Origin of the sequence: uncultured Flavobacterium sp., assembly GCF_963974175.1 — a bacterium.
Taxonomy (GTDB): Bacteria; Bacteroidota; Bacteroidia; order Flavobacteriales; family Flavobacteriaceae; genus Flavobacterium.
Map to the genome: position 1 here is coordinate 289,154 of NZ_CAXBBR010000002.1, position 12,524 is coordinate 301,677.

Consider the following 12,524-nt stretch of genomic DNA (forward strand, 5'->3'; position numbering starts at 1 on the left):
TCAAAAGTTATCATTACTAATTTTCTTGTTGTTTGAAACCGTTGATGGTTGCGTATTTTCTTTTGGTATAACCGGCTGCAATTGTATTCAAAAGATAATTTCTCACTACCAACCCAATCACGCCAATTGTCGCAATTGCAATTATAGCTACCTCTACATTTATCAATTTATAAATACCATAAAAAATCAAGGTTGGGATTAGCATCAAAGGCAATCCAACAATCCATTGCGTAGCTCCTGTTCCCTGGTAATTCATAAACGGACTTTTCTCTAAATCAATTCTTTTTTTGTTAAACGAACCCGCAAATAATAAAACCGGAATGTTGACACCCAAATTATAAGTCGCACAGGCCAGGTTAATGGCTAATACATTCCATCCAAAATAAAGATAAGGCGTGCTTAAAATTGCCAAAATCACAACAGAAACAGACATTAATCCTGCTTTTGAAGCCAAATATTGTTTCATAGGAATGTTTTGTGACATCATCATTCCATAATAATTACTGTCCCAAGAGGGTACAAATTGCCCGTAATTTATCATGAATACCCCAGTCATTAAGATTCCGACCAATACAGAAAAGGCTGGTGTTTCTTTGTAAGTAGGATTCGTGTAAATCATTAAACCATAAGCCAAGAAAATCAAAGAGATCCAAATCACTGTTTTAGGTCTTTTGTTTCTCCATATCATTTTTAAATCCAACTGAAGAAAAGGTGCGATGTCGCCAAAGCGCTTCGTCCAACTTAAATCAGACGTTTTTGCTTCCTCCACTTTCGATTGCAATGAGCTGTCCAGATAGAAATTGCTTTTTAGGTACTTGAAATTTAAAATATAGAATCCTGCTAAAATCAAGATTGGTACTAAAACTAATATTGGCTGTAACACTAAAGTATCAAGAACAACGCCTGAAAGCGTTGTGATTTTAAAAACCCCAAAATAATCCAGACCAAAAAATACCATTCCTAAAACTACGAAAGGAAGAAAGGCTTTGATGTTTTCGGCAAATTTCTTTTTGATTAAAAAATTAGCATAATTGACTATTAAAGCTAAAATATACATACCAAACATCCAAATAATCATGTTCAATGTGCCATCATTCCCTTTGATAATATTAAAAACCCCAAAAGGGATGATAACCAATAAGGGAAAAATATTGTAGATCGAAATTAAACTCTTCAGCAACACAAAGTGGATTACCGATTCTTTTTTTATGGGCAATACTAATAATGGTTTAATATTCATCACCGGTAAACTTTGCATAAAAAAACGAAAAATTAGTTCTATCGCCAACCAGAAAATCACATAACTATTGACTATCGTCAATGGTTTTTGACCCGGGAATACTTTCTCTAAAATTGGATATAACGCAATTCCTAATACTAAAAAAACAAGTAAAAAATAAACTACTAAAAAGCCCATCAGAATTTTTAAGCCGATGCTTTTTCCAACACTGGCTGAACGGAAAAAAGCTTTCAACTCTAAATTTATAAAATGTTTGAACATAATTTAATGGTTTGGTTTTACAATAAGTAAATAAAAGTAAGAAAACGTTACAGCTTTTCTAATTTATATTCAGGGTAGGTTTCCATTAAGTACTCTGTAGCTTTTGATGGAATGATTTTAAAGATGATAAAAATTACTACAGCCAGAAGGGCAAAAAGGAAACTTAAGCCAAGAATCCAATAGTCGTTTCCACTATACTTTTCGCTATGGTAAAAAATGCGGGGAAACAGGTTAATTGGAATACTAATCAGTCCTAAAAAACCACCATATTGATTTATAATTTCTTCAAACAACCATCTTTTCTGTCCTGATTGCAGTTTTTGTTTTTGATTCTTTTTGTTTTTGAAAATTTCATGAAATGAAAAAAGAATCAAAATGATAAAAAGCCCCATAAAAACCCATTCGCTGTAATAGCTTATTTTGAGAATGCTAAACAATGCCAGCGTCATCGCAATTGTCAATACAATCTTAGGGACTCCAAAAAAATCTTTGAAATGTTGCCAAACCAAACGATTGTACTTTTTACTTAAAACAGCTTGACGTTTTTCAACCACATCCATAAAACCAAAAACACCAAACTTCTTGAATTCTCTATTCAAGGCTTCGTCAAATGTAAGTTTAGGATATTCTTCCCATTGCATTTCAATGGCATTCGCGAGATGGTCCACAAGTTCAGTTTGTAAATCATACCATTCCACATAATGCTGTTGGGTGAAAAGATAAAGACGGTCTATTTGTTCAATGGTTAGTTTCATGAGTTAGAAATAGATAGTTTTTCTTCAATCTTATAATGATTGTACAAAATTCGTAAACTATTGATAGAGAATAATATAAAAAGGAAAGGGAAAACTAACATCAATACTTTAGATTCTATACTTTTATTTAAAGGAACTGCTCGAAAAATAGTAGAAAAGATTTGAATCGAAAATAATAAAGTAATATAAAATCTTCTGTTAAATAAAGTAGAATAAATAGTCTTTGCCTTTGATTTAGAAAGAGTAACTCTAAAGTAAATAATGGTTACAGCCACAATAAACAATAACGTTCTTAATAGCATACCAAACACTAATAAAATAGAGGCATTATTATCTGTTTTATAAATCAACCAGATAATTAAAGTGCTGAAAAAAGCTAGTGACAAACCCCACTTCAACTCTGATTTTGTTAAATCAACCATTTTATCCATGACCATTTTTGGTCCAGTATAAGCGTATCCAAGCCATAAACCATAGGTTGTAGGTTTTAATTGTGATTCCCATTTTTTAAAAACCATTTTTAAATTTTCTTCAAATGAAAGCGTGTTTTCTTCCATTATGAATTCAATTTCTGAGGCTATATGATCTGTAACTTCTAGTTTGATGTCGTCATATGTAACGCCGTTTAAAACTAAGGTTTCATCGATTAAGGCTATTTGTTGGTTTGTTAGTTTCATCTTAAATTAAGTAAGTTGGTATTGTTTTTTTATATTGGCTAATGAGTTTTTATAGATTTGTTTACCCGTAATAAATATTAATATTCCTAAAACCCAAATTGCGCAAAAAATAATTCTTAAGACATTGTATTGCTCAACCCATTCCTTACACACATTACCAAAGTTCAGTCCTAAATTCATAAATCCAAATCCCAACACCATCGGACTACTGATTTCAATTTGTAGAAATCGCTTGCCGTTAATTTTTCTGTTTTTGAAATAGGAGTACATAAAAGGAATGTATAAAGCCAGTAAAAAAACAAAAAGCACAGAAATAAACTTTACCGGTTTATCAAAATAAAACGACAATTTATAACTGATGATCAGCGCAAGTAGACATGCAAATATTTTTGGAAACTTTAAATATGCTGTAATCATTTTCCATTGTGTCTTCCTAAACTCTCTCTTTAAAATTTGTGTACGTTCTTCTTCAATTGCTTTAAACCCTTTCCTTCCAAATGTATCCTCAGCATATTGTTTTACCTGATGAAAAGTAAGCTCAGGGTCTTTCGCCCAAAACTCCTCCATACTCGTAACCATATGATCCGTCAACTCTAATTGTAATTCATACCACTTGATGTCATGGGAAGCAACATAGTTGGATATGTATTCTATTTGTTCAACTGATAATTTCTTTTCCATGAAAATTTAAAATTCTAATTTAGGATTAACTAATGATTGCATCGTTCTAATGAAATCTTCCAGTTCGGCAAGGCGGTTAACGGTTTCTTTAGTTCCTGCTTCTGTAAGTTTATAGTATTTCCGCATGCGGTTATCCACTTTTTCAATTTCCACATCCAGTATGCCTTCGGCTTCCAACTTGTGTAACGCAGGATAGAGCGCACCTTCGGTGATATTGAGTTCTCCTTGCGTAATGGCTTTTACTTTTTGGGTAATTTCATAGCCGTACATCTTGCCGTTTTCTTCTAGCAATTTCATGATAATGGTATTTAAACTTCCTTTATACAACTGTGAATTTTTCATTTTTTTGTCATTTCGAGGCACGAAGCAATGTCCTGTTGAAAAACAAATATACATAAGAATCTTATACATAACACTTTTAGGTATGTAAATTTTTCAAACACTTTGATTTAAGAAACCTATTCAGTTTAGTATATTTGCAAAAAAAATATCTCATGCCTTCATTTTTAAAACTAATTATAAAAGAAGTACGACGCGAAACCAAGGATGCGGTTTCGATACTCTTCAACATTCCAGAGCAATTACAACCCAATTATACTTTTATTGCCGGGCAATATGTTAATATCCGATTAACGCTCGACGGCCAAGAAATTCGTCGTGCTTATTCAATTTGTTCTTCTCCGGAAAGTGGTGAATTGCGTATCGCGGTTAAAGCTGTAAAAAATGGTGCTTTTTCGCAATTTGCCAATACCAAGCTTAAAGCGGGGGATGCACTTGAGGTAGGAAAACCAGAGGGAAAATTTATATTAGAACCTGAATTAGAAAGACAAAAAAACTACGTGGCTTTTGTATCTGGAAGTGGGATAACACCCGTAATTTCGATATTGAAAAGCGTATTGAAAAGCGAGCCAAAAAGCTCTTTTGTACTAGTTTATGGTAACAAAACACCCGAAGAAACAATCTTTAGTAAAGAATTACACGATTTACAATTACAATATGTAGGTCGCTTATTTATTCACTTTGTTTTTAGTCAAGCCAAAGCAGAAAATGCTTTATTTGGTCGAATAGACAAATCTGCCGTAAATTATGTTCTGAACAACAAACACAAGGAACTGGAATTTGATAAATTCTATTTGTGTGGGCCAGAGGAAATGATCGAATTAGTTTCGGGGGTTTTGAAAGAGAAAAATGTAAAAGAATCGGCTATAAAATTTGAGCTTTTTACTTCATCTTCTCATGAAAACGTAATAAAAGATTTAGGAGGACATTCTAAAATTACCATTATGGTAGACGACGAAGAAACCACCTTTGAAATGTCTCAAAAACAAACCATACTTGAAGCTGCCCTAAAACAAGGAATTGATGCTCCTTACTCCTGTCAAGGCGGGATTTGCAGCAGCTGTCTTTGTAGAGTAACTTCGGGAACAGCTGAAATGACGAAGAATTCAATCCTAACTGATAAAGAAATTGCAGACGGATTGATCCTTAGTTGTCAAGCTCATCCTACATCAGAAACGATCTATGTAGATTACGATGATGTTTAGGAAATAAATATCCAACTTTAAAAATTGGGGTTTGGAATTTTTTATTTTGGGATATTTAGATATTTAATGAGCTAATTGCGACTGAATACTCAACACTACCGTCTCTGGAATAATGGTTCTCATAGCATCTTCATAACCTTCCACTTTTTTATTGCCATAAACGGATGTTGGCAACATAGGGTACTTTTCTCTATTAGAAACTAAAGAATTCGATAATGGTTGATTAAAAGGAACAAATCCAGCATACGGATGCGTAGCACCCCAAAGTGTAATGACTTTTACTCCCAGCATTGCTGCAATATGGGCATTTCCAGAATCCATAGAAAGCATTACATCAAGAGTACTTATAAGTTGTAACTCCTGCTGAAACTTGATTTTGCCTGCCATGTTGATTACATTGTCTTTTGAGTCTGAAAGAGAATCTAAGATTTCTATTTCTTTCTTTCCTCCTCCAAAAAGCAGAATTTTATAATTTGGATTGTCAGCCAATTGATGGATAACTTCTTGCATTAAATCCAAGGGATACACTTTAGAATCGTATTGTGCAAAGGGAGCGATTCCAATTAATTTTTTATTATCTGTTCCAATAAGATTTACTGTTTCTTTATCTAAATTGGCTTTTTGGGGAAATATCGGTTTTGATAAATCTATCGGAAAACCGAGTTGTTCAAACACTTTTACATGTCTTTCAAATACCGTCGATAAAGGTTGGAAAATCTTATTATCGGCACGTGTTAATGCTTTTTTACCTTCACGTCCCTTGTCTGTATACGCAGTTTTTTTTCCGCTCAAGGCAAATAATGTCCTAACAACTTTAGAACGTAAAACGTTATGCAAATCGGCGAAAGCATCGACATCCAATTTTTTCACATCTTCAAATAACCGAAACAAGCCTAAGGCTCCTTTATGCTGTTCTTTTTCATCGAAAGCAAAAAAAGAAAGATTTGGTATTTCTTCAAAAAAAGGTTTAAAAAAAGGACGGGATATGACCGTTATCTTAACATCAGGATATTGATTTACAAAAGCCCGTAAAACAGGAACCGTCATGGCGACATCTCCCATTGCGGAAAGTCTCATGACGGCTATATGCTTTATTTTATTTGACAAATTACTACTTGTCAACTATTTTTTCCCTTGGTACAAAACAGGATTTAATTCATCATCATTGTACATTTTCATTTGCTTGTACACTTTCATGAATTTATCCCCACTAGAAATGTCTATTAATAAATCGTCAATTGCGGTAGACAAGTCAGTTCTTTGTTCTAATAGAATATTTAATTTCGTCTGACATTTATCTCTATGATCTTGAGATGCTTCTGCACGAGTCGCTTCCTCATTCATATGATAAATTTTCAATGCTAAAATTGACAATCTGTCAAAAGCCCAAGCTGGACTTTCTGAGTTGATTTTTGCATTATCTTTTACTTTTACATCGCTGTATTTTTTTAAAAAATAACCATCAATATATTCTACCATATCAGTACGTTCCTGATTAGAAGCGTCAATTCTTCTCTTCAAAGTCAATGCAGCAACGGGGTCAATATTTGGATCACGAATAATATCTTCAAAATGCCATTGAACTGTGTCAATCCAGTTTTTTAGATACAATAAATGTTCAAATTGATCTTTAGGAAAAGGGTTATTTATAGGCTGATCTACATTATCAAATTGATGATAATCTTTGATGCTTTGTTCGAATACGGAGTACGCTAATTTTGAAAACATATTTTTATATTTTATAGTTACAAAGATACTTTTTATACTTTTATAAAAAAATTACAAATCACAAATCTAATCTAGAACCCAAAAATCAGCATTAAATCTGATTTGGGAACTAAAAATGTTAATTCAACAAATCATGCAAATTCACAATCTATCGGAAAACAATAGCGTTCTTAATCATTTTTTGGGACAAATCAGAAATGTAAATATACATAATGACAGCATGCGTTTTAGAAGAAATATTGAGCGAATAGGAGAAATTATGGCGTATGAATTGAGTAAAGATTTGCATTATAAAGCGGTCGAAATTCAAACTCCACTAGGCATCAAAAAGACCACTGAGATTAGTGATCAATTGGTAATCTGTTCTGTTTTACGTGCCGGATTCCCAATGCATACGGGTTTTTTAAATTATTTTGATTCAGCCGAAAATGGTTTTATTTCTGCATCAAGACACCATCCAAACAACGACGATTACTTTGAGATTCTTGTAGAATACCAGGCTATCGCAGATTTTAATGGGAAATATTTATTACTAGTAGATCCTATGCTTGCCACCGGACAATCGATCGTGGCAGTCTTTAACCGCTTAAAGGAAAGAGGAGAAGCAAAAGAAATTCATATTGCAGTTGTAATTGCTGCACCTGAGGGAATAGCTTACCTGGAACAACACTTACCGGACACTTGTCATTTATGGGTAGCCTCTTTAGACGAGAAACTAAACGAGCATAGTTATATTGTACCTGGACTAGGTGACGCAGGAGACTTATCTTATGGAACTAAATTATAATTGAGAGAAAAAAGCAAAAAAGCTGCAGGCTATAAGAACAACCAAAACCATTTCTTGTTTCAATTTTAACTGAGGCATTTCGATATGGTTTGTTGCCATTATAGCCAAAGGAGCAATTGTAAATATAAGTAAATCATTGCTTTTATTTGAAGAAACCAAGAAAATCACTACTCCAATAAAAAAGGAAGCGATGATTTTTTTGAAAGAAGCATGCGTTATTGATAGTCTACTGGATAGCGTGGCAAACATCGAAATAACAAAAAACAAAGCCACTGTCGCATAGATTGACAAAGCACCGTTTTGATAATTATTAGTAAAATAATTAATTTTAAAACTGGTTTTAACACTGCTATTGATATATTCTAATGCGCTGATGTCAAAAAGTATCGAACTAAGTGCAAAAAGAGTTCCTACTGCAAAAAAGGCAATAATGGGCAATATCCAATTTCTATAGTCTCTTGAAACATGGAAAATTATCGAAATAAACACCAAAACTAAATAGAGAATACACCAAAAATGAAATAAAGCAGCTACAAAAATCCATAAGGAGGCATCAAATATTTTTTCTTTGGAGGCTTTTAGCGATTGAAGGGAAAGTAATCTTCGTAGGGCTAAAAGGATAAAGAAATTGGCAAAGACTAAATTAATGTTGTCTAAAACCGAAGGGAAGAAAATTAAAAATAGAAAATAGAAAAAGATCGTGTAGCTACTGTCTTTACTCAATCCGTTCTTTGTCGAAATGAAATTTGTCAGGAAAATAGAGCCCAATAAAACAAGTAAAATCCCCGCTTTTTCAAGAATCAATATAGTGGAATCAGTCCAGACCAAATCCTGAATTTGATAGATCAAAAAAAAACTCAGTATTAAAATTACAACCAGAGAAAAATTTAATGGTGTAGATTTTTTAAAAAGACTTGTAATCATAAGGATATTTTATACTTTTGTGACTTTAAAACTGTAAATATAATACTTGTTTAAAAAGGAAACCCCCAAGTTGAAAAAGATTCTTAACAAAAGCGTTTTTTACTTCTGGGAAATTAAAAAAACAACAACATAATTTTAACGATATGAAATCATTTTTTGAAGGAATTCAATACCTATTTGTAAATATATTATTTGCTCCATTAGATTTTTTACGTTCACTTGAACTTAGCTCATGGTTTGTTGCCAATACAATCAATTGGATTTTCATGATTATTTGTGCAGCTGCAATGGTATACTGGATTAAGCAACTAAGAATTTTCGATGAGGCTGGAACTGAAAAACAAGATACTACTGCGCACTCTTTTTTTAAATAAAACGACCTAACCCCAAATAAAATTTAGGGTTAAGCAGCATACTTATTATTTATAAAAGATCGTTACCGATATCTTTTCTAAAATTCATCTTATCAAAATGTAGCTTGTCTATATTTTGATAAGATTTTTTTATGGCCTCTTGAAAGTCATTCCCATAAGATGTTATTGCTAGCACCCTTCCTCCATTAGTAACAACAGTGTCGTTATCCAATTTTGTACCGGCGTGAAAAACAATGGAGTCCGTAATTTTTTCCAGTCCAGAGATAATTTTTCCTTTTTCATAATCTTCCGGATAACCTCCAGATACAAGCATAACCGTAGTCGCACTTCTCTCGTCGATTTCTAGCGTAATTTCATCTAGTTTTTCATTGGCTACAGCCAAAAACAATTCTACTAAATCTGTTTTTAATCTTGGAACAACCACTTCAGTTTCCGGATCTCCCATTCTTACATTATATTCAATAACAATAGGTTCGTTATTCACATTAATCAATCCGATGAACACAAAACCTTTGTATGGAATTCCATCTTTTTGAAATCCTTCAATTGTGGGTTTAACGATACGTGTTTCTATTTTTTCCATTAATACAGCATCAACATAAGGAACTGGAGAAACAGCTCCCATTCCGCCCGTATTCAATCCGGTGTCTCCTTCACCAATACGTTTGTAATCCTTGGCTGTTGGAAGTATTTTATAACTTTTCCCGTCAGTAAGAACAAAACAACTCAATTCTATACCGTCAAGGAATTCTTCAATCACTACTTTTGAACTGGCTGCACCAAATTTTTGATGAACTAGCATATTTCTTAATTCTTCTTTGGCTTCCGCCAAATCATGAATAATCAAAACTCCTTTTCCTGCAGCCAGTCCGTCAGCTTTCAGTACATAAGGAGGTTTTAATGTCCCTAGAAAATCACATCCTTTTTCCACTGTCTCAGCAGTAAAACTGTCGTAAGCAGCAGTGGGTATATTGTGTTTAACTAAAAATTCTTTAGCAAACTCTTTACTTCCTTCCAGTTGTGCTCCTATTTTAGATGGACCAATAACCGGGATATGACTTAGTTTTTCATCGTTTAGAAAAAAGTCATAGATTCCTTTTACCAAAGGATCTTCAGGTCCTACAACAACCATTTCTACCTTTTCAGCAAGTACAAACGTTTTTATAGCATCAAAATCAGTTATACTAACATTAACATTCGTTGCTATTGCAGCGGTTCCAGCATTCCCCGGCGCAACAAAAAGTTTATCGCAAAGTGGACTTTGAATCATTTTCCATGCAAATGCATGTTCTCTTCCGCCTGAACCTAAAAGTAAAATAGTCATGTGTTGTGTAGTTTAGTTGCTTATCCACCTTTTGGAGGATGTTGCAAAAATAATTGCTTTTGAACGTAAAAAATAATTAATTTCTAAAAAGTTGTTGGTTCTTCCCAATTAGTTGTTCTTATACATTATTTTTGGATAAACAAAAACTGAAAATGCTTCCTCTTTTTGACTTATCACTTCAATTTAATGGCTATCCAATTCAGGAGGCTAAAGCTGAATTGCAAAAAATTGCCGCTTTTACTACAAGCGAAAAAGAGCATTTTATTGAAAGTAAAAAAAGAGAGATTGTTGCCTTCCATTTAAATAACAATCCTTTCTATCAGGAGCTAGTTGGTACAAAATCGTTTAACGATTGGAATGAACTCCCTATTTTAAACAAACAAAATCTACAGAAACCATTAACTGAGCGACTTTCAAACGGTTTTTCTATTAAAAACGTCTACGTTAATAAAACATCAGGCTCCAGTGGGGATCCTTTTGTATTTGCCAGAGATAAATTCAGCCATGCATTATTTTGGGCTTCTACTGCTTTTCGTTTTGGTTGGTACGGCGTTGATTTAAATACTTCCTATCAAGCCCGTTTTTATGGAATTCCGATGGATTTTATGGGATATCAAAAAGAACGCATTAAGGATTTTTTAGGCAAACGGTTTCGTTTACCAATATTTGATTTATCTGACCCTGTCCTTGAAAAGTTCCTACGCCATTTCAAGACCAAAAAATTCGACTATATCAACGGTTATACTAGTTCAATCGTTTTGTTTGCTAAATTTTTACAGCAAAAAAACATTGTTTTAATAGACGTTTGCCCGTCATTAAAAGCCTGTATGGTTACATCTGAAATGCTTTTTGAGGAAGACAAAAAACTTCTGGAAAAACAACTAGGCATTCCAATTATAAACGAATATGGTGCGTCAGAATTAGACATAATTGCTTTTCAAAATCCAGATGGAGAATGGCAGGTCAATGCCGAAACTTTGTTTGTGGAAATTCTAGATGAAAAAGGAACTGTTCTCCCTTACGGGAAAAAAGGCCGAATTGTAATTACTTCTTTGTTCAATAAAGCCCATCCGTTTATTCGTTATGATATTGGTGATATTGGGGTTTTAGATGAAAAAAGTACGGTACACAAACCTATTTTGAAGCAACTAATTGGCCGAACCAATGATGTTGCAATTTTACCAAGCGGTAAAAAAGCGCCCGGCTTAACCTTTTATTACATCACAAAAAGCATTATCGAGGACGACGGAAATGTAAAAGAGTTTACGATTAAGCAAACCACAATCGATACTTTTATAATTAAGTATGTAAGTGATATTGTTTTAAGTCAGGTCCAAATTAAAAAAATAGAAGAGGCCATCACCTTGTATCTAGAACCAAATTTAAAATTCAGCTTTATCCAAAAAGATACTTTAAAAAGAAACAAACGGGGGAAATTGAAGCAGTTTAAATCGATGGTTTAATTTTCTTGATGTAACTAGGCTTTATTAACAATTGTGTAAATAAAAACAGCTTCATACAAGCCACCGCAATAGGAAAACTAAAACCATGAAACTTTCTATAAACAGCAAAATTATATTTAATCAAATCTAACTTTGAAGTCGAAAGAGAGTCATTTCTAACGCGGTAATACGCAAGGCTTTCAGGAACGGGTTGAGCCGTTTTTATCTTTTTAAGAACTGTTAACCATAACATCCAATCTTGGCGTTTTCGAATGGACGAAATAGGGATTTTTCCAAAATAGTTGACATCGTATATTCCGGTCAGATTCCCAATATAATTACAAAAAAATAATTGTCGGTACGAAAGGTTTAGTGGTGCTTCCACTCGTTTGTTCAATGGTTTTCCCTCTTCGTCGATACAATCATAAAAAGAAAACGTAAACGCTATCTTATTTGTTTTTAGGAAATCAATTTGTTTTCTAAGTTTCTCCGGTTTCCATAAATCATCTGCGTCTAAAAAGGATATATATCTTCCATTAGCATTAGAGAGTCCTTTATTTCTGGCAACACCAGTACCTGAATTATTTTCGAGTTGGAAAAATCGAATTCGGCTATCTCTTTGAACCATCCCTAAAATTAGAGCTACAGTATTATCTGATGAACAATCGTCAACCACGATAATTTCCCAGTTGTTGTAGGTTTGGTTTTGAACCGACCGAACCGTTTCTGCGATAAATTTCTCAGAATTAAAGCACGGAATTATTATAGATACTAAGGGTGTTTCCAT

At 33.4% G+C, this 12,524-nt stretch carries 14 protein-coding genes; 4 read left to right on the forward strand and 10 right to left on the reverse strand.

What is annotated here, in order from left to right:
• Positions 1-16: 16 nt before the first annotated feature.
• From AAC069_RS04205 to AAC069_RS04225, 5 genes are read right to left on the reverse strand one after another with little or no spacing between them, the layout of a single operon-like run.
• On the reverse strand, positions 17-1,501 hold the full coding sequence (locus AAC069_RS04205; protein WP_339919246.1) for a DUF5687 family protein: 1,485 nt from the start codon (positions 1,499-1,501) through the stop codon (positions 17-19).
• A 47-nt stretch (positions 1,502-1,548) separates the two neighbouring features.
• Positions 1,549-2,256, reverse strand: a complete 708-nt coding sequence (locus AAC069_RS04210) for a hypothetical protein (RefSeq protein WP_339919247.1) — start codon at positions 2,254-2,256, stop codon at positions 1,549-1,551.
• Positions 2,253-2,933, reverse strand: a complete 681-nt coding sequence (locus AAC069_RS04215) for a hypothetical protein (RefSeq protein ID WP_339919248.1) — start codon at positions 2,931-2,933, stop codon at positions 2,253-2,255. The genes AAC069_RS04210 and AAC069_RS04215 overlap by 4 nt, the downstream gene beginning before the upstream one ends.
• A gap of 6 nt (positions 2,934-2,939) precedes the next feature.
• On the reverse strand, positions 2,940-3,614 hold the full coding sequence (locus AAC069_RS04220; protein WP_339919249.1) for a hypothetical protein: 675 nt from the start codon (positions 3,612-3,614) through the stop codon (positions 2,940-2,942).
• 6 nt (positions 3,615-3,620) lie between these two features.
• Positions 3,621-3,956 (reverse strand): helix-turn-helix transcriptional regulator, encoded by a 336-nt coding sequence (locus AAC069_RS04225; RefSeq protein ID WP_074720389.1) that lies wholly within the window; start codon positions 3,954-3,956, stop codon positions 3,621-3,623.
• Between the two features lie 152 nt (positions 3,957-4,108).
• Here AAC069_RS04225 and AAC069_RS04230 point away from each other — a divergent pair, with 152 nt between their 5' ends.
• On the forward strand, positions 4,109-5,158 hold the full coding sequence (locus AAC069_RS04230; RefSeq protein WP_339919250.1) for a ferredoxin--NADP reductase: 1,050 nt from the start codon (positions 4,109-4,111) through the stop codon (positions 5,156-5,158).
• Between the two features lie 63 nt (positions 5,159-5,221).
• Here the strand turns inward: AAC069_RS04230 and AAC069_RS04235 are convergent, their stop codons facing one another.
• A complete protein-coding gene (locus AAC069_RS04235; RefSeq protein ID WP_339919251.1) occupies positions 5,222-6,235 on the reverse strand; it encodes a glycosyltransferase family 9 protein in 1,014 nt (337 codons plus the stop codon).
• A gap of 45 nt (positions 6,236-6,280) precedes the next feature.
• A complete protein-coding gene (locus tag AAC069_RS04240; RefSeq protein ID WP_339919252.1) occupies positions 6,281-6,886 on the reverse strand; it encodes a DUF4254 domain-containing protein in 606 nt (201 codons plus the stop codon).
• Between the two features lie 133 nt (positions 6,887-7,019).
• Between AAC069_RS04240 and upp the strand changes: the two genes are divergently transcribed.
• The gene (gene upp, locus AAC069_RS04245; protein ID WP_339919437.1) at positions 7,020-7,673 is read left to right on the forward strand and encodes a uracil phosphoribosyltransferase; all 654 of its coding nucleotides are present in this window, start codon (positions 7,020-7,022) and stop codon (positions 7,671-7,673) included.
• Here upp and AAC069_RS04250 read toward each other — a convergent pair.
• A complete protein-coding gene (locus AAC069_RS04250; RefSeq protein ID WP_339919253.1) occupies positions 7,668-8,597 on the reverse strand; it encodes a DUF6427 family protein in 930 nt (309 codons plus the stop codon). The genes upp and AAC069_RS04250 overlap by 6 nt on opposite strands.
• 143 nt (positions 8,598-8,740) lie before the next feature.
• On the opposite strand from AAC069_RS04250, the gene AAC069_RS04255 reads away from it, so the two are divergent.
• Entirely contained in the window at positions 8,741-8,971 is a 231-nt protein-coding gene (locus tag AAC069_RS04255) for a uracil phosphoribosyltransferase (RefSeq protein ID WP_339919254.1), read from the forward strand.
• Between the two features lie 49 nt (positions 8,972-9,020).
• On the opposite strand, the gene purD is transcribed toward AAC069_RS04255, so the two are convergent.
• Complete coding sequence (gene purD, locus AAC069_RS04260) at positions 9,021-10,295, reverse strand: phosphoribosylamine--glycine ligase (protein WP_339919255.1); 1,275 nt, start codon at positions 10,293-10,295, stop codon at positions 9,021-9,023.
• A gap of 152 nt (positions 10,296-10,447) precedes the next feature.
• Here purD and AAC069_RS04265 point away from each other — a divergent pair, with 152 nt between their 5' ends.
• Positions 10,448-11,758, forward strand: a complete 1,311-nt coding sequence (locus AAC069_RS04265) for a phenylacetate--CoA ligase family protein (protein WP_339919256.1) — start codon at positions 10,448-10,450, stop codon at positions 11,756-11,758.
• Here the strand turns inward: AAC069_RS04265 and AAC069_RS04270 are convergent.
• Positions 11,742-12,524 carry a glycosyltransferase family 2 protein gene (locus AAC069_RS04270; protein WP_339919257.1) on the reverse strand — a complete coding sequence of 261 codons (783 nt, stop codon included), beginning with the start codon at positions 12,522-12,524 and terminating at the stop codon, positions 11,742-11,744. The two genes, AAC069_RS04265 and AAC069_RS04270, sit on opposite strands and share 17 nt — an antisense overlap.

What these genes read in the sequence shown, in the direction of transcription:
- AAC069_RS04210 (WP_339919247.1), bottom strand. Translation starts at nt 2,256, where the DNA reads ATGAAACTAACCATTGAACAAATAGACCGTCTTTATCTTTTCACCCAA.
- AAC069_RS04250 (WP_339919253.1), bottom strand. Translation starts at nt 8,597, where the DNA reads ATGATTACAAGTCTTTTTAAAAAATCTACACCATTAAATTTTTCTCTG.
- purD (WP_339919255.1), bottom strand. Translation starts at nt 10,295, where the DNA reads ATGACTATTTTACTTTTAGGTTCAGGCGGAAGAGAACATGCATTTGCA.
- AAC069_RS04265 (WP_339919256.1), top strand. Translation starts at nt 10,448, where the DNA reads ATGCTTCCTCTTTTTGACTTATCACTTCAATTTAATGGCTATCCAATT.
- AAC069_RS04220 (WP_339919249.1), bottom strand. Translation starts at nt 3,614, where the DNA reads ATGGAAAAGAAATTATCAGTTGAACAAATAGAATACATATCCAACTAT.
- AAC069_RS04240 (WP_339919252.1), bottom strand. Translation starts at nt 6,886, where the DNA reads ATGTTTTCAAAATTAGCGTACTCCGTATTCGAACAAAGCATCAAAGAT.
- AAC069_RS04205 (WP_339919246.1), bottom strand. Translation starts at nt 1,501, where the DNA reads ATGTTCAAACATTTTATAAATTTAGAGTTGAAAGCTTTTTTCCGTTCA.
- AAC069_RS04235 (WP_339919251.1), bottom strand. Translation starts at nt 6,235, where the DNA reads ATGAGACTTTCCGCAATGGGAGATGTCGCCATGACGGTTCCTGTTTTA.
- AAC069_RS04215 (WP_339919248.1), bottom strand. Translation starts at nt 2,933, where the DNA reads ATGAAACTAACAAACCAACAAATAGCCTTAATCGATGAAACCTTAGTT.
- AAC069_RS04230 (WP_339919250.1), top strand. Translation starts at nt 4,109, where the DNA reads ATGCCTTCATTTTTAAAACTAATTATAAAAGAAGTACGACGCGAAACC.
- upp (WP_339919437.1), top strand. Translation starts at nt 7,020, where the DNA reads ATGCAAATTCACAATCTATCGGAAAACAATAGCGTTCTTAATCATTTT.
- AAC069_RS04255 (WP_339919254.1), top strand. Translation starts at nt 8,741, where the DNA reads ATGAAATCATTTTTTGAAGGAATTCAATACCTATTTGTAAATATATTA.
- AAC069_RS04225 (WP_074720389.1), bottom strand. Translation starts at nt 3,956, where the DNA reads ATGAAAAATTCACAGTTGTATAAAGGAAGTTTAAATACCATTATCATG.
- AAC069_RS04270 (WP_339919257.1), bottom strand. Translation starts at nt 12,524, where the DNA reads ATGGAAACACCCTTAGTATCTATAATAATTCCGTGCTTTAATTCTGAG.